We start from the raw sequence: 24,472 nt of genomic DNA on the forward strand, positions 1-24,472 counted from the left end.
CGGTAGCGCATCGGTTGGCCTCGTTGGAGGGGGTCTGAGGCCCCGATTCGTTCTGCGGGGGTCGCGAAGCCGCGCGGCAACGCGATCGCCGCTGGCCCGCTCGTGTGACCAACGTTCAGGTCGTGACGGTAGCGGGGGACCGGTCCGCGCCGGGTCAAGCCGGCGTCGGCCTGTGCTGTTCGACAAGCCTTGGGGGAGGCGAACGTGGACGCAGCAAACGAGCGGGCCGGCTCGCCCGCTGGAACCGGAACCTCCGCGGAGGATCCGGCTACCAGCGGGCGAGGGGAGCTGGCGGGACGGGCTGCACCCGTCCCGCCAGCGCGGCCTTCGATTGAAAGAGAGTCCGCTCAAGGCCGAGAGGCTGCGGCGCCCTGGCGGGAACAAAGCCCGACGACCGAACTCCGGGAGATTCCTCGGGAATTCGGGGCGGGCAGCCGAGTGGAGACATTGTGGCTGCGCACGGCGGCCCTACGGGCTGGCTGTCCGCTGGTCTGTGTGTCCTCGGCCGACGGCGGCGCCGGACGTTCGACGCTCACAGCGGCGCTCGGCGGGATCCTAGCGCTTGCCAGCCCGGCCCCGATCGTGGCAGCGGACGCCACCGGCCGTGCGTGGGGCGGGCTGGGGCACCGGGTGCCTCGCGGCAGTGCGGCGACGGTGTGGGACGCGACGCTCGCCGCCGAGAGGCTTGCTGAACCGGCGGTGGCGGAGCAGGTGATGCAGGTGGGACCGACCGGGCTCCGGGTGTTGGTCGGTGAGAGCAAGATGACCGCGCAGCGGCGCCCACCGACGTGGTCGGAGATGTTCGGCGTGGTGGGTCATCTGCGGGAGGTGTACGCCCTGGCGCTGCTGGACCTGCCGGCGGCGGACAACACGCCGACATGGCGGGCCTTGGGCTGGGCGACCGTGCCAGTGCTCGTAGCAAGGGCATCGGTCGACTCGTTGCAGCACACCATGCGTCTGCTGGCGCACCTGCGGGCCGTGGGCCTGACCGAGGTGGCGGACGCCGCGGTGGTGGTCGTGATGGCGACCTCGCACACCACAGCGCGGGAAGTACGGGCGCTCGAGCATCTGGCGCGGCAGGCGGCTGGCCATCTGGGGCGGGTGCCCTATGACCCGGTGCTTGCCCGACCGGATCCGGTGGATCCCCGGTCCCTGGGCAAGCTCACGCGCTCGGCGTTGACCGACATCGCCGCGGCCGTGATCGACCGTTGCCCGGTCGATCTCGACCAGCAGGCAGGTAACCCGCCGTCCAGCACGTCACCGACGTGCAGACCGTCGGCGAAGGCAACCTGGACGCCGGCGAACGCGTTGCCGAGCGCCGTTCGGGCGGATAGGCCGATAAGTGCGCCGACCACGCCCGCCGACGTGAGCACGGAGATGCCGAAGAGGCGTACCGGCCGAAAGGTGATCAGGATCAGGCCGATCGCGACGATCGTGACCACGGCGACGGTGAGCCGCCGCACGGGGCGGATCTGGGTGCGGGCCCGTCGGATGCGTCGGCTGGTAACCAGATCGCTCGGCAGTTTGCTGAACGAGACCGTCTCGACCACGCTCAACGTTCGGATCAGCAGCCACGCGCTGGCGGCGATCAGCACCAGCAGGTTGGCGTGCCGCAGATGACGCTGCCAATCGGCCGGTCCGGGCGGCAGCGCGTAGTGCAGCGCGCCGGCGAGCAGGACCGCTGCCGCCGGGCGGCGGCAGGCGTCCCGCAACGGTTCCAGCAGCCACCTGTAGCGGCCGCGGGCCGCTCGGCGGATCAGCACGCCGGCGACCACGTCCACGAGCACGGCCGTCGCCAGCGTGGCCAACACGATCAACGCGGTACGCATCAGAGGCCGTTCACCGTGATCCCGATGCCGCCTCTCCTGAGCTCGTGACCGCACTCCCCGCTTCAGGGTGTCATCGGCTCCGGCGCCAAGCGGCGGATCGGGAATACCAGTCGATCGACACCGCCAACTGACGGACTGACCCGCTGGTTAAAATCGGTCTTAAGGGGCAGAACGGTCTGCGAGGATGTGAACGTCAGACAGGGCAGTGCTCACGACGTGAGCGGATTCTTGACGGGGGAAGCAGATGAAGGCGGTCGTGTACGAGGGACCCAGGACGGTAAGCGTCAAGGAGGTTCCGGACGCGAGGATCGAGAGACCGACGGATGCCCTGGTCCGGATCACGACGACGAACATCTGCGGCTCCGACCTGCACATGTACGACGGACGCACGGACATGGAGCCCGGCCGGGTGCTCGGCCACGAGAACATGGGCGAGGTGATCGCGATCGGCGAAGGGGTCGATCTGGTCAAGGTCGGCGACATGGTGTGTCTGCCGTTCAACGTCTCGTGCGGGTCCTGCGCCAACTGCAACCAGGGGCTGACCGCGTTCTGCCTGGTGGCCAACCCGGCGCCCGGCATGGCCGGCGCGGCGTACGGCTACGCCGACATGGGTCCCTACAACGGCGGTCAGGCGGAGTTGTTGCGGGTGCCGTGGGCCGACTTCAACTGCCTGGTCCTGCCGCCGGACGCCCGGGACATGAGCAGGCAGAAGGACTACGTCATGTTGTCCGACATCTTCCCCACCGGCTGGCACGCGACCGAGCTCGCCTGCGTGCGGCCCGGTGACAGCGTGGCGGTCTACGGCGGCGGACCGGTCGGCCTGCTGGCCGCCTACTCCGCGATCATCAAGGGCGCCAACAAGGTGATGGTGGTCGACCGCCACCCGGACCGGCTGCGCCTGGCGGAGCAGATCGGCGCCATTCCCATCGACGATTCCAAGGGGTCGCCGGTGGACCAGATCCTGGAGCAGACCGGCGGGATGGGCGCGGACCGCGGCTGCGAGGCCGTCGGTTACCAGGCGCACGACGCGAGTGGCCAGGAAAAGTCGGGGCTGACCTTGAACAACCTCGTGCACTCCGTGCGGTTCGGCGGCACGATCGGCGTGGTCGGCGTCTTCGTGCCGATGGATCCTGGGTCGCCGGACCAACTGCAGAAACAGGGCAAGGTGCCGTTCGACTACGGCATGTTCTGGTTCAAGGGACAGAGCATGGGCACCGGCCAGTGCAACGTGAAGGCCTACAACCGGCAGCTGATGAATCTCATCGCGTCACACAAGGCCGAGCCCTCGTTCCTGGTGTCCCACGAACTCACACTGGACGAGGCGCCAATGGGGTACCAGAACTTCGACGCCCGCAACGACGGTTGGACAAAGGTTCTGCTGCACCCCGACGGTCGTCACTAGTACGACAAACCACCGCGGTGGTCGGCGGTCTGGTTCTGGGCGTACCCCGCCTCAGCCGGCACGAGGATCTGCCGCACGGGGATGCCCTGGTCCTTCGTCGTCGAGCGACTCCGTGCGTTGCTCGGGTTCGCGGCGTCCGCCACAGCCGGCGTTGGTGGCAACGGCGTCGAGCCCGGCGAGCGGTGAGGAGTACCGATGACCCACAGCGAACAGCGCCGCCCGGAGATCGTCGTCGGACTGGTGGCGACCCCACCTGACCACCCGGCCCGGGTGGCCGCGCCGCTCACCGCCGAGTTGGCCGCCCGACTCGCCGACCGGGTGGACGCGGACGTGCGGTGGACTGTCCGGGAAGGCTGGGGTGAGGTGTCGCCGCGCCGCGACGGTGGCGCCGAGGCGCTACTTGACGATCTTGCCCGGCGGCGTGCCGACGACCAGTGGGACATCGCGATCTGCCTGACCGACCTGCCACTGCACGCCGCGCGCATGCCGCTGGTCGCGCAGACCTCGGCCCGGCGCCGAGTCGCGATGGTGTCTCTGCCCGCGCTGGGACTGCGCCAGCTGCGGGCGGCCCGCACGGCCGTTCCGGAGCTGGTGAACCGGGTGCTGACCGACGCCGCCGACCAGCGGGTGCAGTCGGCCGGCGGGGCGCCGGCCGACATGGTCCGCCGAGTTCCCGCCATCCACAAGGTGGTCGGCGAGGCCGACGGCGGGGAACTGAGCTACGTCTCCTCGGGGCTGGTCGGCCGGGTGCGGCTGTTGGCCGGCATGGTCCGCGCCAACCGCCCGGGGCGGGCCCTGCTGGGCCTGTCCAAGTTGCTGGTGGGCGCGTTCGGCACGGCCGCGTTCGCGCTCACCACGGACACCATCTGGCAGATGGGCGATGCGCTCGGCGGAGTCCGGCTCGCCGTGATCATGCTACTCGGGCTGACCGCGTTGGTGGCCTGGCTGATCGTCGCGCACGACCTGTGGCAGAAGCCGGACCGGGCGACGCCGGTTGAGCTGGCTCGGCTGTTCAACCTCGGGACGGTCCTCACCCTCACGCTGGCCACAGCGGTGTCCTACGTGGTGTTGTTCGTGGGGACGGCGCTCGTCGGGGCGCTGCTGATCGACACATCCGTGCTGGAACAGGTCCTGCAGCGGCCGGTCGACTTCGGCGACTACCTGACGCTTGCTTGGATCACCAGCTCGCTGGCCACCGTGGGCGGCGCGATCGGCTCCGGATTGGAGAACGAGGAGACGGTCCGCGCCGCCGCATACGGCTACCATCCCGAACCCGACGGCTGGCGGGACGAGAAGGACGGGCAGCCCCACAGCCGAAAATGAGCGGGCACCGGCCCGAGTCGAGACGGTCAGCTGGTGGGCTGGAAGACGGCCCGTACGCACCCGTCGAGTTTCTGTTTGAACATCTCGTAGCCGCGCGGCGCCTCATTCAGCGACATGGTGTGCGTCGCGAGATGCTCGGTGACGAGTTCGCCGCGGGCCATCCGTTCCAGCAGCATGGGAATGTAGCGCTGTCCGTGTTGCTGTGCGCCGCGCAGCGTCAGCCCCTTGTTCATCACCGCTCCGAGCGGGAACTTGTCCACCAGGCCGGCGAACACGCCCAGCACGAACACACTGCCGCCCTTGCGACAGTTGTAGATCGCCTCCCGGGCAGCGATCGGACGGTCGGACTCGATCCGCAACTGCTGCTTGACCTGGTCGTAGAAGAATTGTGGGCCGCTGCTGTGCGACTCCATACCGACTGCCTCGATGCAGACGTCCGGGCCTCGGCCGCCACTGCGCTCCAGCAACTCGCCGCTGACGTCCTGCTGCTCATAGTTCAGTGTCTCGACGCCGAGATGCGTTCGGGCCATCTCGAGCCGGTTGTCGAGGCGGTCGATCACGATCACCCGATCGGCACCGAGCAGCACGGACGCCCGGGCCGCCATCTGCCCCACCCCACCGGCGCCCCAGACCGCCACGACATCACCCGATTTGACTCCGCCGAGGTCGGCACCCATCCACCCGGTCGGCGCGGCGTCGGAGGCGAACAGCGCGCGTTCGTCGCTCACCTCGTCCGGGACGGTGAAGGCGCCCTGGTCGGCGTACGGGACGCGGATGTATTCGGCGTGGCTGCCGGCGAAGCCCCCGAGCGCGTGTGAGTAGCCGTAGCAGCCGCCGGGCGCGGAACCCCAGACGTTCTCAGTGATCATGGGGTTCGTGTTGCCGTTGTCGCACAACGAGAACTGTTGGTGCTGGCAGTACCAGCACTTGCCGCAGGAGACGAACGAGCAGACGACGACCCGGTCGCCTACCTTGTGCTTGCGTACCTGGGAACCGACCTCGACGATGTCGCCGAGGAACTCGTGCCCGAGGACATCGCCACGTTCCATGAACGGGATGTACCCGCCGAGCAGGTGCAGGTCCGATCCACAGGTCACCGTCCGACGGACCCGGACAATGGCGTCCTGCTCGTTGCGGATCTGCGGGTCCGGAACCTGCCGCACCGCGAGCTCGTTGGCTCCCTCCCAGACCAGCGCCTTCACAGTCGTCCCTCCCGCCGACCCTGCTGGGTGGCCATCCGCAGTGGCTTGTTCATCGGGGTCGGCTCGGTGGTGGGTGGATAGTCCGGGTGCAGGACCTCACTGGTCTCGATGAGCTGCTTCGACTCGCGCAGCGCAGCACGGATGGCCTGCTCCGGATCTCGGCCGGTGACCCGTCGGGCCGCGGTGGCGACAGGGAGTCGGGCGCCGTCGCGCAGCCGTACCGCGATCTCTGTCCCCCGGTCGCCGGCGGCGGGCCGGACCTGGACCTCGACGGCGTCGCCAAGTCCGGCAAGCGGCTCGGGGAGTCGCCCGCCCGGAGCGACGTCACTGGCGGAGCGGTTCACCGTCGCTACATGCCACTGCGGCCCGCGGCGCCGTGCCCGACCCTGTTGCCAGTGCCCGTTGCTCTGGGCAGTCCCGCCGAGCAGGCGCCGGGCGACCATCCCGCCGGCAACCACGACCGCTCCGCCGATCAGCCACCTCATGTTCGCCCCTGTCGCTTGACCCGCTCGTGCGGGTGCCGCCGATGATTGGCGTTGTTCATAACAAACCCTTTCATAAAGGGCGGGCTGTACGGGGTTGGTTCCGGTACTCGGTGGCTGGGTTTGATCTTCCGGCCTGGGCCCGGCGGGTCAGGCTGTCGCCATCTGGCGGACGTGTTCCCCCTGGGCGAACTCCTCGACCATCCTGGCGCAGAAGGCCGGAAGGTCGCTGGGGTTGCGGCTGGTGACCAGGCCGTTGTCGACCTGCACCTGTTGGTCGACCCAGTTTCCGCCGGCGTTGCGGATGTCGGTGCGCAGGCTGGGGAACGAGGTGACGGTCCGGCCGTTGACCATGCCGGTCTCGACGAGCGACCAGGGGCCGTGGCAGATCGCCGCCACCGGCTTACCTTGCTGGAAGAACGCCCGGACGAAGTCCATGGCCTGCGGGTTCATTCGGAGCCGGTCGGGGTTGACCGTCCCGCCCGGCAGCAACAGGGCGTCGTAGTCGGCCGCGTCGGCCTGGTCCACCGTCCGGTCCACGCGGTAGTGGTTGGCCGGGTTGATGTCCTGGTTCATGGACTGGATCTCGCCGGACTGCAACGAGATCAGGTGGACCTCGGCTCCGGCCTGCTCCGCGGCGGCCCGGGACTGGGTGTACTCCACGTCCTCCACCCCGTCGGCGGCGAGGCAAGCGACTCGCTTGCCGGTCAACGGCTGCTGATTCTGCGCCATGATGCGCGGTCTCCCTTCGCAGCGCCGCCCCGTCGGCGGCGCGTCGCTCGCGCTCGCCTTCCCGGCACGGGCACCAGCAAACAGGCCGGCGAAGGGCGTACCTGCCCGCTGTACGGCGAGGAGCCGCGCGCGCAGAAGGTGGCGGCGGTGAGGGTGTTCGGCCTGTCCCAGTGGGTAACGCAGGCATCCCACTGACATTCAGGCTTCCGGAAAGGTCGACATGACGATGCCTGCCGATGCGATCGAGCTGCCGTCCGGCCAGACCATGCCCGTGCTCGGCCAGGGAACCTGGTATCTCGGCGACCGTCCCGACAGGCGACCGGACGAGATGACCGCCCTGCGCACAGGGCTCGACCTGGGCATGACCATGATCGACACCGCGGAGATGTACGGTGACGGCGCGTCCGAGGAACTCGTCGGCGAGGCGATCGCCGGACGACGCGCCGACGTCTTTCTCGTCGACAAGGTGCTGCCGTCCAACGCCAGTCGACGGGGGACCGTGCAGGCCTGCCGCCGCAGCCTGCAACGACTCGGCGTCGACCACATCGACCTGTATCTGCTGCACTGGCGAGGCTCGCATCCACTCGCGGAGACGATCGAGGCGTTCGGCGAGCTCATCGACGCCGGCGACATCGGGCAGTGGGGTGTGAGCAACTTCGACTCGTCAGACATGACCGATCTTCTCGATGCGGGCGGAAGCGCCTGCGCGACCAATCAGATCCTGTACAACCTCACCCGCCGGGGTCCCGAGTACGACCTGCTGCCGTGGCTCCGGGAGCACCGGATCCCGGTCATGGCGTACTCGCCGATCGAGCAGGGTCGGCTGCTCGGCCACCCCCAGGTCGCGGAGGTCGCCGCCCGGCACGAGGCCACTGCCGCTCAGGTCGCGCTGGCCTGGCTGCTGCGCCAGGAGACGGTCGCGCCGATCCCCCGATCGTCCCGGGCCGAACACACCCGGGAGAACGCCGAAGCGCGCGACGTACAGCTGACCGAGGAGGACGTGGCGGCACTCGACACGGCGTTCCCACCGCCGACCGGCCCGCAGCCGCTCGAGATGCTGTAGCCAGCCAGGGCGGTGGCCTGTTCGGCCTCAGCCGCGTGGTGGCGGAGGGCGGTGGGTGATCCGGCGGGTCACCCGCAACTGGTACAGGCCGGCGCTGGTGACGGCGTAGAAGATAGGTGGGAGGAGGAAGATGACCAGGCCCACCAGGGGCGCCACCAGATAACCGATCAGCCCCGCGAGGACGTACAGGACGACCCCGGCGAGGGCCCGGAACCGCTCGACGTGGAAGAAGCCGCCCTTGCCCTGGTCCTTCAGCAGGTCGGGGTTGCGGGCCAGGTAGTGGTAGAACGCCAGCCACGTCGCGCACAGCAACGCCCCGATCAGCGCGTAGAAGGCGATTGCCACGCGCTGGTCCGTGTTGTTGTGCTCCTGCAGCGCGTGCGACACGACGATTGTCGGAAACGGCAGCAACGCCGTGGTGAACAGCACGAGCAGGTTGACCCAGTGCAGGCCGCGATCGGCCTCGCGAATGCGGTTGAACGCCGCCTTGTGGTTGAGCCAGACGACGGCCACGTACGAGTAGGACGCGAGATACGCGACGTAGGACGGCCACTGGGCGAGCAGGCCGAACAGGAGGCGGCCGGGTGGAACGTCCGGCACCCGGAGGTCCAGGACCAGCAGCGTGATGATGATGGCGAAGATGGCATCGCTGAACGCCACGGCGCGGCTGGTGTCCGACCGAGTGCTCAGGTTCGTGTCTGGCTCGCTCACCGGGCGGGCCTACCCAAGGTCGTTCGTGGCAAACAGCCGGCAGACTGGTTGCGAGTGCAGGGGCGACGTGGCATAGCGGCTGCGGGACGTGAACGCTAGCGTGGCCGACAGCGCGACGGGTAGCGGGAGGCAGGTAGCCGGCATGGGTGCTCGCACGGTGGGATTCGTCGGGCTCGGCATCATGGGTGTGCCCATGGCGACGAACCTCGTCAACGCGGGCGTCGACCTGGTCGTCTGGGCACGCACACCGGCGCCCGTCGCGGACCTCGTCGCCGTCGGAGCACGGGCAGCCGACGACCTCTCGGGAGTGTTCGACGCGGCCGAGACCGTCATCCTGATGCTCCGCGACGAGGCGGCTGTCGACGCCGTGCTCGGGCGGGGGACCGACGACTTCGTCCGACGGGTACGCGCACACACCATCGTCCAGATGGGCACCTTCACGACCGCGTACTCGCAGGGGCTCGCCGTGGAGATTGGCGAAGCCGGCGGACGGTACGTCGAGGCGCCGGTGTCGGGGTCGCGCGGACCCGCCACGGAGGGCACGCTCGTGGCCATGCTCGCCGGCGACGACGAAGCGATCGAGCAGGTCGAACCGCTCATCGACGCGATGTGTGCGCAGCGGTTCCGGTGTGGCGCGGTGCCGGCGGCGCTGTCGATGAAGCTCGCCGTCAACACGTTCCTGATCACCATGGTGACGGGTCTGGCCGAGACGTTCCATTTCGCGGCGCAGACCGGCGCGGACACGGAGGTGCTGCGGGCCGTGCTCGAGTCCGGGCCGATGGCCTCCGTCGTGTCCCGAGGTAAGGCGCTGAAGCTGACCGAAGGTGACCTCGCCCCGCAGGCGGCGATCGCCGACGTCCTCAGGAACGCTCGCCTCATCGAGGACGCCGCGGTCGCCACGGGGACGCCGCACCCCCTCATCCGGGCGAGCCGGGAGCTGTATCAGGAGGCGGTCGAGGGCGGCCACGGCACGCTCGACATGATCGGCGTGATCACCGCCCTCGAGGCACGAACGAGGTCGATGCGCGACAGCGCCTAGCTCACCCGTGGAGGGCGCGCCGCGGGCTCGCCGAATAGGCTTCGGCCATGAGTGGCGTGCTGAACGGTCCGCGGGACGCGGTGAATCCCCTTCGCCAGCTCACGATCGACCAGCTTCGGCAACGGACGAGCCTCAAGTGGCGGGAGTACCCCGACGACGTTCTGCCGCTCTGGGTGGCCGAGATGGACGTGCCGCTGGCCGAGCCGGTGGCGAGCGCGATCACCGACGCCGTCGCGCGCGGCGACACCGGTTACACCGCCGGCACGGCGTACCCGCAGGCGCTTGCGGAGTTCGCCCGGCGGCGGTGGGGTTGGGACGGGCTGGCCGTGGAGCGCACCGCGCTGGTGCCCGACGTGATGCACGGCGTCGTCGAGGCGCTGCGACTGGTCACCGAGCCGGGGGACGCGGTGGTCGTCAACTGCCCTGTCTACCCGCCGTTCTACGAGTCCCTGGCGCACGCCGACCGTCGGATCGTGGAGGCGCCGCTCGGCGAGGACCTGCGGATCGACCTCGGCACGCTGGAGGACGCGTTCCGGCGGGTTCGCGCCGGTGGACGGCCGGCGGCGTACCTGCTGTGCAGCCCGCACAACCCGACCGGCGTCGTGCACAGCGCGGCCGAGTTGACCGCCGTCGCCGGCCTTGCCGAGCGGCACGGGGTGCGGGTGGTCGCCGACGAGATCCACGCTCCGGTGGTGGCGGAGGGAGCACGGTTCGTGCCGTACCTCTCGGTGCCCGGCGCGGAGAACGGCCTGTCGCTGATGTCCGCCTCCAAGGGGTGGAATCTGGCCGGCCTGCGCGGTGGGCTCCTCGTTGCCGGCCCGGCCGCGGCCGGGGACCTCGCCCGCGTCCCGATCGGGGTCAGCATTGGCACCAGCCACCTGGGCGTGATCGCCCACACCGCGGCCTTCCGCGACGGCGGCGACTGGCTCGATGCCCTGTTGACCGGCCTGGACGACAACCGTCGGCTCCTCGCGACACTGCTCGCCGAACACCTGCCGGCCATCCGTTACCGCCCCGGTCAGGCCACCTATCTCGCCTGGCTCGACTGCCGCGCCCTGGGCCTCGGCGACGACCCCGCGGCCGTGTTCCTCGACCGTGGCCGGGTGGCGCTCAACCCCGGTACGACCTTCGGCACCGGCGGCGCCGGTCACGTCCGTCTGAACCTGGCCACCGCGCCGGAGTTGATCACCGAGGCGGTCCGCCGAATGGCCTTTGCCGTCTCCTGAGGGGCCACGGCTGACGGCCGCCATCGTGACTGCGCTTGAGCGCTGGGGTCGGGGCTGGCCCACGCGTGACGGCCCGACGAGCGCCGCGCACCTCAACGGTTGCGGGAATCGAGGTGGGACGATCGTGCCCATGCAGGAGTTCATTCCCCAGCTCTTCACGTTGTTCGGTGTGGCTCTGGGTGCGGCCGGCACCTACGGTGTGACCGCGTTGACCGAGCGGAAGCGGTGGGCGCGTCAGCAGGCCGCGCGATGGGATGAGCGGCGGGTTGTCGCCTACCGCGAGTACGCGAGCATCCTCAAGAAGGTCATCTCGATCTCGATGGGGTTGGCGCAGCAGCGGGGAGTGCCCACCGGAGTTCATGCCATGGCACCGGACTATCAGCTCGCGGATCTCGCCGCCGCCGAAGAGGAGCGGGCTGTCTGTTGGGAGGGAGTGCTTCTCTTCGGTAGCGATGATGCCATTCGGTCCGGGCGACAGTGGCATGACTGTGTCTTCCGTCTTGAGCTTCTGGCCGCCGGCCACGCCTCTGACGTGTCCTGGGACGTGGTCATCCAACAGGTGAGCCGCGCGCGCGGCGAATTTTACCGAGTCCTCCGTAAGGACATTGGCGTGAGCGTGCTGGCCAACTCTGATCACTATGACTGGCAGGTCGGCGCCGCGCCCTGGCAGGCGGGGGTTTCACCGCAGCGATCCGAGACCGCGGACCAGGCAGGCGACAGAAGTGGTCGTTGAGCCCGTCAGTGGCCGAGGTTGACCACTATCGCGCCGGCCGCGGTGCTCGTGCTACCGGCGCCTGCGGGCGTCGGCCTCGGTGTCGAGCAGGCTGTTGAGGGTCAGTGCCGTATTGATCAGTGACAGGTGGCTGAATGCCTGGGGGTAGTTGCCGATCTGTTCCCCGCTCGCGGCGATCTCCTCGGCGTAGAGGCCGAGGTGGTTGCTGAAGGTGAACATCTTCTCGAACGTGAGACGGGCGTCGTCGAGGCGACCGGAGCGGGCCAGCGCCTCGACGTACCAGAAGGTGCACATGTTGAAGGTGCCCTCGTGGCCCGGGAGGCCGTCGGGGGAGTGGACCGGGTCGTACCGGTGGACGAGGCTGTCGGAGACCAGTTCGCGTTCGATCGCGTTCAGGGTGGACAGCCACAGCGGGTCGCTCGGGGTGACGAAACCGACCGCCGGCATCGCCAGCAGCGCGGCGTCGAGCACGTTCTCGTCGTACGCCTGCACGAAACTGCCACGGTCGTGGTGGTACCCGCGGGCCATGACCTGGTTGTAGATCCGGTTTCGCTGATTCCAGTCCCTGCCATGGTTGGTGTCTCTGTCGGCTATCCGCCACGCGCTGGCGAGCGGTGCCTTCTGGTAGTGCGATGACCATGTGGGGCGGGCACTAAGGGAGTACCGTCGCGAGTCCGGGGCCCTGCTGGGCACGATCGCCGTCGGCCTGGCTATCAACGTCGTGACGGCGCGAACGGACAGTTGGCGCGGGCCGTGGCGTTTTGTCCTTGACTACGCCTACCTGTGGCTCCCACTCTGCGTCCTTCTGTGGCTCGGCTGGCGCTTCTTCGTCCATCGCCGCACAGCGGTCACGTGGCGCGGTCCGGAGAGTCCCTACCCCGGCCTCGCCCCGTTTACAGTGGAGCGTGCGGGTGTCTTCTATGGCCGAGACCGCGAGGCAAGGTACGTACTGAACCGACTGGAGCGTTCGGGGCCAGCGCCGGCGACCCGGATAGTCACCATAGTCGGCCCGTCGGGGGTGGGTAAGTCTTCTTTGATCCGCGCGGGTGTCCTCGCTCGACTACCACGGCGGTGGACCGTGGTGGGCCCACTACGCCCGGCTGCTGACCCGTTTATGAGCCTCGCCGCGGCTCTAGCGGATGGCCCGGAGGTTGTGCGGGAGACGGCGCGCCTGCTGCGTGAAGAAGCTGCCTCTTCGGAAGTCTCACTCCAGGTTCTGCCAAGCCTTCTCACCGCCGGCAGCGGCCCGGTACTGCTCGTTGTCGATCAAGCCGAAGATCTGTACACGATGACCGGCGAGCACGACCGGGCCCAATGGTGGACCCTGCTGACCCGAACGCTGACCATGCTGCCGGAACTGCGCCTGCTGGTGGCGATTCGGCCCGAGTTCCGCCGCCGACTCACCGATCAGCAGGCCGGATTGATCACCCGGCCGGTGGCCATCAGTCTGCTGGAACCGGGCCGCATCCGACAGGTCATCGCGGGGCCTGCCCGGGCTGCCGGACTCACGTTCGAGGACGACCTCATCGACCGGATGACCGCCGACGCCACGGTGGGCGACGCGCTTCCCCTGCTCAGCCACCTGCTGCAACGCCTGCACCTACAGTCCGATCGCCACCACATCACAGTGGCCCAGTACGAACATGCGGGGGAGGTGGGTGGTGCCATCGCAGCTCACGCCGAGCAGATCTACAAATCCCTCACCGAGCGATACTCCCAGCGCGCCGTCGACGCTGCTCTGCTGCGTGGCATCGCTATGGAAGGTAGGGAAGCCGTACGAAAGACGATCCAACGATCCGACCTGGATACCACCGCAGCGAGCATCCTCGAGGAGTTCAGGGCAGCCCGTCTGATCATCGACGTCGAGGACGGCACCTGCCTCGAGTTGACCCACGACGCCCTGTTCCGCCAGTGGCGACGGCTCGCCTCTCTGATCAGCGCCAACGAGGAACGCCTACACCGCATCACCCGGCTCGAGCACCGCGCGACAGCATGGCAAGCGGACCCACACACAGACGACCTCTTGCGCGGCCGAACGCTCGCCGATGCTCTCGCGCTCGCAGCCGAGGCACCCCTCTCCACCGCAGCCCGACGCCTGCTCGACGCCTCCCAAGAGTCCGACCACCAGGACCGCATCCGACAGTCCGAGCGGATCGCCGAGTTGGCGCAACAGGTGCGCCGGCAGGACCCCGAACTGGCCGTGGCACTGGCCCACACCGCGGTACACGAGTTGCCACCCACCCCGGCAGCGACGACGACGCGCTGGGCCCTGACCGCCACCTCGCGAACACGGCGCCTCACCATCGGGCACACCACCGGCATCACCTCCGCAGTCTGGTTGCCCGACAGCCAAAGCCTGCGCACCGCCGACAAGATGGGACGCGTCTGCACCTGGGACGATGCCGGTCGCCTTGCCGAGGTCGCCTTCGCCCCTGACATGGCAGCGGGCGGGCACACCATTCTGAGTGCCAGCGGCGCCCTCGCCCTCACCGAGCACGAACGAGGCGCCATGCTCTGGCGCGTCGCAGACGCCTGCAACTTGGGCAGCCGACAGGGGCGTCTCACAGCGTCGCTCGACTCATTCTCGTGGCACGACGATGACTGCTTCGCGGGACAGTTCGACTACCAAACCGTCGACGTCTACCGCTTAAACGACGACGCCCCACCGCTGATCACCAGCATCCCAGCCACACACGTTCGCGCCACCGCATGGTCTCCCCAGGGTGACCGGCTGGCCATCGCCTCAGACGACCTGCTGCTCGTGGTCAGCATCGGCGAGCAGGTGTCGGAGATCCTGCGACAGCAGGTAGCGTGGTCGGACCCGGTGTTGTGCTGGGCACCCGACGGAATCCGACTCGCTGTCTCAGCCGCTCCGGCGTTCACAATGCGCCGCACTGAAAACCTCGCATCGAAACGTCGCACGCTTTGGATCTACAACACCGATACCGGGCAGGCCGCCGAAAGCGCACCGCCCGGCTTGACCGAAGCCATGGCATGGTCACCCGTCGAGGATGTCATCGCCTACGCCTTGCGTCGGACACGAGACCATAACCGCGTGGCTCTGTTCGACGTCGGCAGCGGCCGGACCGTTGAGCGGCGGGCACGCCCTCATCAGATCAGCACGATTGCCTGGTCCTCCGATGGCAAGCTAATAGGCTTGGGGGGCTCATTTCATCATGTCGAAATCTGGGATGTTGTCGGCCGAAGCTTCCGCCGCTTGCCCACCGGGAGCCTGCGAAGGATTTCCTGGTCGCCGGACCTCAAGCGAGCCGTCGTAAAGCGGACCGGCGCGACGCCAGAGATCATCGAGGTAGACGAGGTGACGCCGCCGCTGCGGCTCGGGGACGACGATTGCCTGTCGATGGCGTTTTCGCCACTAGGTGATCTGGTCGCCACGGCAATGCAAGAGCAGGTGACGGTGTGGGACGCGCGATCTGGTGTCCTCCGGGTGCAATGGGGTGCTCGCCCGCGACAAACTCCGAAACATGAACCGACGTCGGCGCCGCTTCCGTGGGTTTATGGACTCGCTTGGTCCGGCGACGGCTCGCGGCTGGCTGTGCATACGCATTGCTTCTTCGGCAGAACCCAACCCGCCCTCTCGGTCTGGGACGTGGCCAAAGCGCAGCGCCTAGCAGTTCTCGACGGAGGCGAAGACAGCACAGGAACGATTGCCTGGTCCCCGGACTCAAACCTCATAGCTGCAGTCGTCGGCAAACACTACCTGAGCGTGTGGCGAGGAGACGACTACACCCTCGCCCACCTGTGGCGAAGCGAAGGGCCTCACGAGGTAGCAGCCCTAGCCTGGTCGGATGACTCCACAGAGCTCGCTGTCGCCGTCGGGAACCACATAGAGATCTGGAACGTAGCGCAGAAGCAAGTCGGCTCACGCTGCCTCGGCCATACGGGCAACGTCGAACACCTCAGCTGGGCGACCGACGGGCACCGCTTGGCGACCATCAGCGAGGGCTACATCCTCTACATCTGGCACAGCAAAGACGGACGGCCACTCGGCGTTCTCGACATACCTCACGGGACAGTGCGCAGCCTGTCATGGCAAGACGCCCTCATCATCACTTACGACGACGGGACCGTCATGAGTTGGGACGTATGCGTTGACCTCGCGCATACTTCGACCGAAGGTGGCGAACCTCGTGCGCTCAGCGCCGAAGAACGGGAGCGATACGGCCTGCCGCCAGAAAGCTCACCAGGACATGAGCGGCGGGATCCAACTTGACGGCTGAGTGTTCATTTCGGTCGGTCGTTAACGGAGCGAGCAGGCCGGAAAGCTTCGACCCTATGCGCCCACACTGCTATTCATGCTTACGCACGGTAATGGGGGTGCGGGCTTGAGCCAAACCCAGGGCGTCCTGTAATCTATGGGCCTGTGCACCCGATTGGTGCACAGGAGTTACGTTTGGGGGCTCGAATCCCCCCTCGGACACGAGAAGTGTCACCTGTGCGACATGGGCGTGGCGGTGGTCAAGGATGCTTGACCACCGCTGAAACCCATCCGACACTGCGCCGAGCACTACTCTCGGTGACTGGCGCTGAGCGAGATCTCCGATGACGCGCGGCAGCAGCCCCGTCAGCGATTCCCGCCGTTGGTCTGCCCGGTCCGGCGTCCGGCGTACGCGCTGCTCCTGGCTCTCCCGCAGCAGCCATGAGGCGCCCTCCACTGCCGCTTCCGAGTCTTGCCGCTACTCGAAGCCGCGCAGCTATCTGTGGCTTGGTGACGCTTGATTCGCGGGGTCGTATCGCCGACGCGTCGGTGATGAAGGAACTCCAGTGGACCCCTGGACTGCGATTGAGCATTCACCAGCGACCTCCTGGCATGACAATCCCTCCCCGCGAGCCCGCTGCCCGCCTTCGCCATGTGGACGGCTTTCCGCCCTCGGACTACTACGCGGACTCGGCCCCATCGGGATGCCCCGGCAGGACAAGGCGCCCTCCCATCTCCGCCACGCTGGCCGCGTCACGGCGGGTGGATCTGGCGGTGATGCTGGCCGCAAGCTGCTGCCGCAGACCTCGCCAGTGACAACGAGGTGCGGCCCGCCACCCCGGATCGCGATGATCGCCTCGGTTTCATCGGATCAGCGAGCTGCCCGATCGGTTGCGTTCGCGTTGCCTAACCGTGACCGGGGCGGGCAAGGCTTGGCAGATGATCGCGGGGATGGCTGGCATCGGGGTGCCGACGCTGCGGCGTACGGTGACGCACCCGGCGGTCTGGTCGGTGCCGGTGATGGCGCTGCTGGTGCTCGTGGCCATGCCGTTCAACGACGGGTTCTACCATTTCTGGGTCAACTACGACGCGCAGGGCGGCGCCCAGCAGCACGAGTGGCTCTACGCCACGCGGATTTTCCGGTACACCTCCGGAATCCTGTGTGGGCAGGTCCTGGCGCTGTTGGCCGGCGCCGCCCTCGCCCGCCGGCACGCGCAGGCGAGGGCGCTGGCGATTGCGGTCCCGCTCGCGGTACTCCTGGCAGGTGTGACCTTCGCAGTCGCGTACCCGATCGCCAGGGCCCGTGAGGGCGCCTTCTTCACCACTGCGCCACTCGACGACCCGGTCCTGGTCCGGGTCCTCCTGTGTGAGCTGGCTGCCTATCCGCTCTACGCCGCTGCTGGCGTCGGCCTCGGGGCGCTGCTCGGCGGGCGCCTGCGGCGGAGCGCCGTGCGCTGGTCGCTCGTGCTCCTACTCCTGCTGGGCTGGAGCGTCACAACCATGACCGGGCTGTTGCAGGACGACAGGTTCAACGCGCCGTACGGGCTGCTGTGGGCGGTCCCACCGATCGCGGCGGGCACGGCAATCGCGCTGGCTGGACTGTCGATGGATGTTTGGGTCAAGCCGCCCGTACTGGTGGGCGACTGGGGGCGCAGCGCCAGCGCAGCTCTACTGGTGAGCGCCGCGGCGTACGCCCTCGGGATGAACCTGCTCGCCGGCCTGGCCGGACGTCGCCGCCGGCTCGATGCCGAGACAGGCACGCGATAGCGAGTACGCCGGCTGCTACCCGTGCCAAGTCCAACTTGGCCTCGTCGCCGCCGATTCGCCGCTGGTCTTGACTGTCCCTAGCTGGTGTTGCCGCCGTGACCTCTCTTGTTCGGACAGGAGCATCGGGCCGGGTGCTGGACGTGGCCGACTTCGGCACCAACCCGGCCGCGGCCGAGTTCGGCGATTTGGGCGTCTGCCACGTACCCCACGGCAAGGCGAGGAAGGGGTCGCCACCGAAGCGGCACAGCGTGCTGACGGTCTGGCCGTGGACCGCCGAGATGCTGGACCAGTGGACAGCCGAGGTCCGCCCGTTACCTGCCAACGACGGCAACCCGGCGCGGTCGCCCTCCGAACGAGCCGACCGCATCGGCTTCCAGCAGATCAACAGCTGGCTGTTGACCTATCGGGACGCGCTCGGGCTGGGGCCGGGCCGGCAACCGTCAGTCGAAGACCTGGTTCACCGTGACCCGGATGCGATCGGGGTAGCTGTCGACCACAAGGAACCAGTGGTCGTCGTAGGGCACCTCCAAGATCACGGGGGTGAGGTCGTAGAAGCCGCCGAAGAACTCGTACTCCTCGTCGTCGAGGTACGCCTGGTACTCGTCGCCGTCCATCAGGCAGACCCGGGCGGTCGAGCCGCGCAACTCGATCTCGAACACGGCGCCGCCCGCGCAGGTGCCGAGGTTCCAGTAGAGGTGATCCACACGCTATGTGTAATGGATGGCCACGCCCGGGCCCTGAGGGCCAAGCCGCACGGCTGGCGGGGCTCGTATGAGCCCCGGCGTGAAGGTCACTTCCGCGCAGGTGCGGGCGGTGACCTCCCCTTGCTGCCTGACCACGCCTGCCACACCCTGCCGCAGCCAGGCCGGCGGCGCCGTGTCCGCCGCCCACGCGGCCCGACGTGCCCTAGCGCATCGCACGGACGGTATGCGGTTGCGCCACCATCGAGGTGATGCCGAGCGGGGTTATCGCGCGAAGAACACGAGCAACTGGTTGCCCGCCAGCAGCGGCATCGGACACCCCAGCTGGATCCCGAAACTGGCGAGCGGTGGTCTCCGCCGCGGCGCCCTGTCCCGCGAATGCGCGGCCTCCGACCCCGAAAGGGGCACGACTCTCGAGGTCTATTTCGACATCGTCATGAGCGGTTTGCGACGCTAAGGTTACGGGGCTCAGGGCCTGCCTGGCATGGTCAGTCGACTGCGGCGGTTTGCGCCTTCCATGCGTAGTACCCGGGCCCGAGTTCGCTGTCCACGTGGGCGGTGTCGACTTCGTTGCCGTCCTCGCCGACGAAGGCGATGTGCACGGGTCGTCCGGTGTTGGTGTCGACCAGCACTGATGAGGGGCCGTAGTCGTTCGGGCGGTGCGCGTTTCCCCATTGCAGCAGGGCGCCCAACACGGGTCGTAGCTGCCGGCCGTCGTGCGTCAGGTGGTAGTCGAAGCGTTCCCGAGAGCCGCGGCCGCCACCGCCGGGGCGGTAGGGACGACGCTCCAGGATGCCTTGCTCGACCAGTGCGTTGAGCCTGGCGGTCAACACGTCGGTGGAGATGCCGAGCGAGTCGCGGAACTCTTTGAAGGTGGTCCGGCCGTAGAACGCATCCCTGATGATCAGCAACGACCAACGCTCTCCGATGACATCCAGGGTGCGCGCGATCGCGCAGATCGGGTCGGAGTCCGCCGCCTTCCTGCTCATGCACCCACTCTAGCTTTTTGGGTCTGTCTTTCCAACTCATCTCTGGTACGGTGCACTCGATATGACTTCGAAATCCAGACTGAAATAGGGAGCCGTCGTGACAGGCGAAACGATCGGGGTTGGCGTTGTCGGTCTCAGCGCTCGAGGCAACTGGGGAGCCTTGGCCCATCAGCCGGCTTTGGAGGCAGTGCCCGGCCTGCAGCTGCGGGGTCTGACCGCGGGGTCACCGGAATCCACGAAGGCCGCCGCGGAGCTCTACGCCGTGCCGGGATACGGCTCGGTAGCGGAACTCGCCGGCCGTGACGACATCGATCTGATCGCGATCACGGTGCGGGTTCCCGAGCATCGCGAGCTGCTCGGCCCGGTGCTCGAGTCCGGTAAGGCCGTTCTCTGCGAGTGGCCGCTGGCCCTGAGCCTTGCGGAGGCCGAATTCCTGCAGAAGTCGGGGCGCCCGGGGCCTCGGTTCGCCGGCCTGCAGGGCCACACGTCGCCGACGACCCGCTGGGTGCGTGACCTGATCGGCGACGGCTATGTCGGCGAGGTCCTGTCCACGTCGATGATCTGCTCTTTCCCCGGCGGCGGTCCCACGTTCACCTCGGCGTCCGCCTACACCGCCAACGCGGCGAACGGGGCGACGATGATGACCATTCCGTTCGCGCACGCGCTCAACATGCAGGCCGTGGTGCTGGGTGAGCTGAGCGAGACCACCGCAACGATCGCGACGCTGAGCACGCAGGCGCTCAACACCGATACCGGGGCGGTGATCCCGAAGACCGCACCCGACCAGATCGCCGTCACCGGCCGGCTGACCGGCGGAGCCGTCGCCAGCATGCATTTCCGAGCAGCCGCCCGGCGAACGACGCCCTTTGCCTGGGAGATCGACGGGACGCGAGGATCACTGCGGATCACCGGCAACATCGGCCTGCCGATGAGCGCCGCGCTGGCCGTGGAAGGAGCACGCGACGAGCAGGCAATGTCACCGCTCGAGATGCCCGCGGGATACGACCGGTTCCCGCACTTGGCGGCGACGCCGGCCCACAACGTCGCTCACCTCTACGCCCAGATCGCCAAGACCTTGGCGGGACGAGATGCTGACGCCCCCACGTTCGACTACGCGGTCGAGCTCCACCGGTCGCTCGAGGCCCTCTCTGGCCAGGCTAAGCACTGACCCTCTCGGCAGTATTGCGAGCGGATAGCGCGACCCTAGCCGTCGGTTCATCTCCCCAGAGCTTGCCGGGGCGGAGCCATTCTCCTATCGTTTCGGAGAGGTCTCCGATTCCGGTGGGTCCTCCGGATGATAGGAGAGGCATGGTTCGCGCAGACGCCCGGGAGAACCGCGCCCGCATTCTCGCGGCAGCGCGGGAGGCCTTCGCCGAGGACGACGACACCTCGATGAACCAGATCGCTCAGCGGGCCGGCGTCGGACCCGGCACCCTCTATCGGAACTACCCGTCCCGCGAGGCGCTGATCCTCGACATCTATCAGGACGAGGTGGCGAAGCTGGCCGGCTCGGTGGCCGAACTGCTTGCCGCGCAGCCGCCCTTGGAGGCGCTGCGCCGCTGGACCACCGAGCTGGTGGCCGGCATGCGTAAGAAGCACGCTCTCGGCGCCGCCCTCAGCCCGGACGCCCATAAGTCAATCGGTGAGCAGACGTATGGCCTGGTGATTGGCGCGATCACGGAGCTGCTTGACGCGGGCAAGCGCGACGGCAGCATTCGTGAAGACGCTGAACCCGGCGACTTTTTGCAGTTCACCGGCGCTCTATGGCGAACCGCGCCGGAGCGGACCCAGCCCATGCTGGCGCTCATCCTGGATGGGCTCGACACCCGCCGAGGACTTTAGTGGAGAAGTCTCCGTTTTCCCGTTGACGAAGTGGAGACCTCTCCACTACCGTGGTTGTCACAGGCTTGAGACACCACGGAGGGCACAACATGACAGAAATTCTGGTCACCGGAGGCACCGGATACGTCGGCAGCTGGTGCATCCTGGCCCTGCTCAACGCCGGCTACGCGGTGCGCACCACGGTGCGCGACCTCTCTCGTGAGACCCATGTGCGCGAGATGCTGCGCCGCGGTGGCGCCGAGCCGGGCGACCAGCTGCGGGTGGTCCAGGCCGACCTGTCGGGCGACGACGGCTGGGCCGAGGCCGCAGCAGGGGTCAACGGCGTCCTGCACGTCGCGTCGCCCACCCTGACCCAGGCACCCAAGAACGACGACGAGATGGTCGGCCCGGCGATCGACGGCACGCTGCGCGTCCTGCGCGCGGCGCGCGCCGGCGGCGTTCGGCGGGTGGTGCTGACCTCGGCGATCGGTGCGATCGCCTACGGCCACGAGCCCCGCGCCACTCCGTTCACCGAGCAGGACTGGACGAACGTTGACGCCCCGGGCATCCAGCCCTACCAGAAGTCCAAGACCCTGGCCGAGCGTGCGGCCTGGGATTTCGTCAAGGACGGCAGCCTCGAGCTCGCGACCGTGAACCCGACCGGCGTGCTCGGCCCGGTCCTCGGCCCCGACTACTCACCCTCCCTCACCGCCATCAACCGGATGCTCGACGGGACGATGCCCGCCCTGCTCCCGTTCGCCACCGGATACGTCGACGTGCGCGACGTGGCCTCCCTGCAGCTGCTCGCCCTAATCGAACCGGCCGCCGCAGGCGAGAGGTTCATCGCCACCTCCGGGCACAGCCTGTGGCTGCGCGACGTCGCCGCGATCCTGCGCGACCGCCTCGGCGACCGCGCGGCCAAGGTCCCCACCAAGGAGATGCCGCTATGGGCCGCCCGCGGCCGGGCCAAGGTCAACCCGCAACTGCGTCAGCTACGCGCCGCCCTCGGCCGCAACCTGGACGCCACCTCCGCCAAGGCCGAACGACTGCTGGGCTGGAAGCCCCGCCCGATCGAAGACACCATCACCGAGACCGCCGAGAGTCTGCTTGCCCTCCAGCACTGAACGGACCACTAATCATGGAACTGAACGAATATCGCACCGTCGGCCGCTCCGGCCTGCGGGTCAGCCCGCTCGCCCTCGGCACGATGACCTTCGGCGACGCCGGCTGGGGATCGGACGCCGAGACGTCGAAGGACGTCATCGCCCGCTACCTGGACGCCGGGGGCAACGTCATCGACACCGCCAACGGCTATTCGGAGGGCCGCTCCGAGCAGATCATCGGCGACTACCTGGCCTCCCGGCCCGGCCTGCGCGACCGAGTGGTGATCTCCACCAAGTACGCCCGCAACATGTACGCCGGCGACCCGAACGGCGGCGGGGCGAGCCGCAAGGCGATCCTCGAGCAGGTCGACGCATCGCTGCGGCGGCTCGGTGTCGACTACATCGACCTCTACTGGCAGCACTGCCTCGACCAGCACACCCCCATCGAGGAGTCCCTGGCCACCCTCAACGACCTGGTACGCGCCGGCAAGATCCGCTACATCGGCCTGTCCAACACCCCAGCCTGGGCGGTGTCGCGCATGGCGACCATCACCGAACTGCGCGGCTGGGCCCCGATCGTCGCGCTGCAGGTCGAATATTCGCTGGTCCGCCGCACTGTCGAGGGCGAACTGTTCGGCGCCGCCCGCGAACTCGGCCTGGCCGTGCTGCCGTACAGCCCCCTGGCCAGCGGCGTGCTGTCGGGCAAATACTCGCGTGACAACCGCACCCCCGAGGGTTCCGGCCGGGGCCGGCTGGCCGAGGCGCAGCTCGAGGGCACCAACGCGTTCGAAGTGCTCGACGTGCTGCGCGAACTAACCAAGAACCTCGACGCGTCGATCGCCGCGGTCGCCCTGGCCTGGGTGCGGCAGCAAGCACCGGTCACCTCGACGCTGATCGGCGCCCGCTCGGTGGGCCAGCTCGAGGCCAACCTGGAGTCGCTGCACGTGACCATCCCCGAGGACGGCTTGCGCGAACTCGACCGGGTGTCCACCCCCGACCTCAACTATCCCTACCCATGGCTGGCCTCCATCGCGGTGCCGCTGACCCAGTCCGGCACGCAGATCAACGGCGTCGGTTCCGCCTCCTACCGCCGGTCGGTCTGATGCGCGTGGTGCTGTTCGGGGCGACCGGAATGGTGGGGCACGGGATGCTCACGGCACTGCTGGAAGACCCGGCGGTGACCGAGGTGACCGCGATGCTGCGGCATCATACCGGCCGCTCCCATCCGATACTGCGTGAGACCGGCGCTCGGATCGATCGGGCGTAGCGGCCGCGGCATCGCACATCCTCCTGATAGACCGTCGTCCCTGTTGGTTGACCGTCGCCCGCCCAGGAGAACCTGCGGCCGGTTTGGCTGGACTATGTCAACAACCGGCCCAGCCGGATAGCGAGGTGTCAATGTTCCGGCAGTCGGTTCACTCTGTGGAGCAAGCGTCTATGTCAGCACTACTCAACCGGACCATGGCCGTCGTTGCGGTGCTCGCCGCGTGCGCCAGCCTCATGGTCGCGAGCCCCGCTGCGGCGCAGTCGGGTCCGCGCCTCGCCGAAGCCAAGACCACCACGCGGGCTGCCGTCAGCTCCAGCTGGTGGAACGCCGTTGGCTCCGGCAGCCTGCGGGCCAACCCCCACACCGACTACGGCAATGCCGGGACGTTCGGCGCTGGCGACTCGATGTGGCTGCAGTGCTACTTCTTCGGCGGTCCGGCGGGGCAGTACGGCAACAAGCTTTGGTACCTGGCCTACGACGTTAACCGCAACACCTACGGCTGGATCAACGACACCAACCTCAACACGCCCGGCTGCGAACCCCCAGCCCCAGACCGGCCGCTGCTGGTAGCCGGCGCACCGCTACTCGAAGGCGAAGGCTTGCACCAACGGGAACATCGAGCCGGGCGGAAAAGGCCGAGCGGACTCCGCTGGAGTCCGCCCGGCCCTGATCGGTTCAGGTGGATGATCGCGTTGGCTTGGTCACCGGAACTGCCGGGTGAACAGCTGGTCGTACTAATCGACGGTCGGCAGGCCGTGGCGGGAGTCCGGTGGCAGCGCGCCGACCCGGGGGCCGTGGGGATGCTCGAGCCAGCCGCAGAGCAGCCGGACGGCGTCGGTCGGGGGTAGGTCGCGCCCCCGGGT

General features: G+C 68.3%; 23 protein-coding genes. 15 read left to right on the top strand and 8 right to left on the bottom strand.

What is annotated here, in order from left to right; all coding sequences use genetic code 11:
• Positions 1-1,106 precede the first annotated feature (1,106 nt).
• Positions 1,107-1,829 (bottom strand): mechanosensitive ion channel family protein, encoded by a 723-nt coding sequence (locus AB0J33_RS06260; protein WP_363610487.1) that lies wholly within the window; start codon positions 1,827-1,829, stop codon positions 1,107-1,109.
• A gap of 244 nt (positions 1,830-2,073) precedes the next feature.
• Here AB0J33_RS06260 and AB0J33_RS06265 point away from each other — a divergent pair, with 244 nt between their 5' ends.
• The gene (locus AB0J33_RS06265; protein ID WP_363610489.1) at positions 2,074-3,231 is read left to right on the top strand and encodes a glutathione-independent formaldehyde dehydrogenase; all 1,158 of its coding nucleotides are present in this window, start codon (positions 2,074-2,076) and stop codon (positions 3,229-3,231) included.
• A gap of 195 nt (positions 3,232-3,426) precedes the next feature.
• Complete coding sequence (locus tag AB0J33_RS06270) at positions 3,427-4,554, top strand: hypothetical protein (RefSeq protein ID WP_363610491.1); 1,128 nt, start codon at positions 3,427-3,429, stop codon at positions 4,552-4,554.
• A 26-nt stretch (positions 4,555-4,580) separates the two neighbouring features.
• Here the strand turns inward: AB0J33_RS06270 and AB0J33_RS06275 are convergent, their stop codons facing one another.
• From AB0J33_RS06275 to AB0J33_RS06285, 3 genes are all read right to left on the bottom strand, one after another.
• Positions 4,581-5,756, bottom strand: coding sequence for a zinc-dependent alcohol dehydrogenase (locus AB0J33_RS06275; protein ID WP_363610493.1), 1,176 nt, complete (start codon positions 5,754-5,756; stop codon positions 4,581-4,583).
• Positions 5,753-6,100 carry a hypothetical protein gene (locus AB0J33_RS06280; RefSeq protein ID WP_363610495.1) on the bottom strand — a complete coding sequence of 116 codons (348 nt, stop codon included), beginning with the start codon at positions 6,098-6,100 and terminating at the stop codon, positions 5,753-5,755. Before AB0J33_RS06280 ends, AB0J33_RS06275 begins: the two co-directional genes overlap by 4 nt.
• A gap of 288 nt (positions 6,101-6,388) precedes the next feature.
• Positions 6,389-6,970, bottom strand: coding sequence for a type 1 glutamine amidotransferase domain-containing protein (locus AB0J33_RS06285; RefSeq protein ID WP_363610497.1), 582 nt, complete (start codon positions 6,968-6,970; stop codon positions 6,389-6,391).
• Positions 6,971-7,196: 226 nt separating this feature from the next.
• Here AB0J33_RS06285 and AB0J33_RS06290 point away from each other — a divergent pair, with 226 nt between their 5' ends.
• Entirely contained in the window at positions 7,197-8,033 is an 837-nt protein-coding gene (locus tag AB0J33_RS06290; RefSeq protein WP_363610499.1) for an aldo/keto reductase, read from the top strand.
• Between the two features lie 27 nt (positions 8,034-8,060).
• On the opposite strand, the gene AB0J33_RS06295 is transcribed toward AB0J33_RS06290, so the two are convergent.
• Positions 8,061-8,744 (bottom strand): TMEM175 family protein, encoded by a 684-nt coding sequence (locus tag AB0J33_RS06295; protein ID WP_363610501.1) that lies wholly within the window; start codon positions 8,742-8,744, stop codon positions 8,061-8,063.
• A 142-nt stretch (positions 8,745-8,886) separates the two neighbouring features.
• On the opposite strand from AB0J33_RS06295, the gene AB0J33_RS06300 reads away from it, so the two are divergent.
• From AB0J33_RS06300 to AB0J33_RS06310, 3 genes are all read left to right on the top strand, one after another.
• The gene (locus tag AB0J33_RS06300) at positions 8,887-9,783 is read left to right on the top strand and encodes an NAD(P)-dependent oxidoreductase (RefSeq protein ID WP_363610503.1); all 897 of its coding nucleotides are present in this window, start codon (positions 8,887-8,889) and stop codon (positions 9,781-9,783) included.
• A gap of 47 nt (positions 9,784-9,830) precedes the next feature.
• Positions 9,831-11,009: an aminotransferase class I/II-fold pyridoxal phosphate-dependent enzyme gene (locus AB0J33_RS06305; protein ID WP_363610505.1), complete on the top strand. Its 1,179-nt coding sequence runs from the start codon at positions 9,831-9,833 to the stop codon at positions 11,007-11,009.
• A 130-nt stretch (positions 11,010-11,139) separates the two neighbouring features.
• The gene (locus AB0J33_RS06310) at positions 11,140-11,742 is read left to right on the top strand and encodes a hypothetical protein (protein WP_363610507.1); all 603 of its coding nucleotides are present in this window, start codon (positions 11,140-11,142) and stop codon (positions 11,740-11,742) included.
• Positions 11,743-11,793: 51 nt separating this feature from the next.
• Here AB0J33_RS06310 and AB0J33_RS06315 read toward each other — a convergent pair whose 3' ends face one another.
• Entirely contained in the window at positions 11,794-12,435 is a 642-nt protein-coding gene (locus AB0J33_RS06315) for a glycoside hydrolase family 15 protein (RefSeq protein WP_363610509.1), read from the bottom strand.
• A gap of 28 nt (positions 12,436-12,463) precedes the next feature.
• Here AB0J33_RS06315 and AB0J33_RS06320 point away from each other — a divergent pair, with 28 nt between their 5' ends.
• Positions 12,464-15,976 (top strand): AAA family ATPase, encoded by a 3,513-nt coding sequence (locus AB0J33_RS06320; RefSeq protein WP_363610511.1) that lies wholly within the window; start codon positions 12,464-12,466, stop codon positions 15,974-15,976.
• Between the two features lie 924 nt (positions 15,977-16,900).
• Positions 16,901-17,728, top strand: coding sequence for a hypothetical protein (locus tag AB0J33_RS06325; RefSeq protein WP_363610513.1), 828 nt, complete (start codon positions 16,901-16,903; stop codon positions 17,726-17,728).
• 440 nt (positions 17,729-18,168) lie between these two features.
• Here AB0J33_RS06325 and AB0J33_RS06330 read toward each other — a convergent pair whose 3' ends face one another.
• Positions 18,169-18,432 (bottom strand): DUF1883 domain-containing protein, encoded by a 264-nt coding sequence (locus AB0J33_RS06330; protein WP_363610515.1) that lies wholly within the window; start codon positions 18,430-18,432, stop codon positions 18,169-18,171.
• A 79-nt stretch (positions 18,433-18,511) separates the two neighbouring features.
• Here AB0J33_RS06330 and AB0J33_RS06335 point away from each other — a divergent pair, with 79 nt between their 5' ends.
• The gene (locus AB0J33_RS06335) at positions 18,512-18,886 is read left to right on the top strand and encodes a hypothetical protein (RefSeq protein ID WP_363610517.1); all 375 of its coding nucleotides are present in this window, start codon (positions 18,512-18,514) and stop codon (positions 18,884-18,886) included.
• A 31-nt stretch (positions 18,887-18,917) separates the two neighbouring features.
• Here AB0J33_RS06335 and AB0J33_RS06340 read toward each other — a convergent pair whose 3' ends face one another.
• Positions 18,918-19,418 (bottom strand): helix-turn-helix domain-containing protein, encoded by a 501-nt coding sequence (locus tag AB0J33_RS06340; RefSeq protein ID WP_363610519.1) that lies wholly within the window; start codon positions 19,416-19,418, stop codon positions 18,918-18,920.
• A 97-nt stretch (positions 19,419-19,515) separates the two neighbouring features.
• On the opposite strand from AB0J33_RS06340, the gene AB0J33_RS06345 reads away from it, so the two are divergent.
• From AB0J33_RS06345 to AB0J33_RS06370, 6 genes are all read left to right on the top strand, one after another.
• On the top strand, positions 19,516-20,586 hold the full coding sequence (locus AB0J33_RS06345; RefSeq protein WP_363610521.1) for a Gfo/Idh/MocA family oxidoreductase: 1,071 nt from the start codon (positions 19,516-19,518) through the stop codon (positions 20,584-20,586).
• Positions 20,587-20,726: 140 nt separating this feature from the next.
• Positions 20,727-21,260 carry a TetR/AcrR family transcriptional regulator gene (locus tag AB0J33_RS06350; protein WP_363610523.1) on the top strand — a complete coding sequence of 178 codons (534 nt, stop codon included), beginning with the start codon at positions 20,727-20,729 and terminating at the stop codon, positions 21,258-21,260.
• 89 nt (positions 21,261-21,349) lie between these two features.
• Complete coding sequence (locus AB0J33_RS06355; protein WP_363610525.1) at positions 21,350-22,363, top strand: aldehyde reductase; 1,014 nt, start codon at positions 21,350-21,352, stop codon at positions 22,361-22,363.
• A gap of 14 nt (positions 22,364-22,377) precedes the next feature.
• Complete coding sequence (locus AB0J33_RS06360; RefSeq protein ID WP_363610527.1) at positions 22,378-23,445, top strand: aldo/keto reductase; 1,068 nt, start codon at positions 22,378-22,380, stop codon at positions 23,443-23,445.
• A complete protein-coding gene (locus AB0J33_RS06365; RefSeq protein WP_363610528.1) occupies positions 23,445-23,609 on the top strand; it encodes a hypothetical protein in 165 nt (54 codons plus the stop codon). The genes AB0J33_RS06360 and AB0J33_RS06365 overlap by 1 nt, the downstream gene beginning before the upstream one ends.
• A 170-nt stretch (positions 23,610-23,779) precedes the next feature.
• Entirely contained in the window at positions 23,780-24,457 is a 678-nt protein-coding gene (locus AB0J33_RS06370) for a hypothetical protein (RefSeq protein ID WP_363610529.1), read from the top strand.
• Positions 24,458-24,472: the final 15 nt, after the last annotated feature.

This window comes from Micromonospora sp. NPDC049645, assembly GCF_040675155.1.
Lineage (GTDB): Bacteria > Actinomycetota > Actinomycetes > Mycobacteriales > Micromonosporaceae > Micromonospora.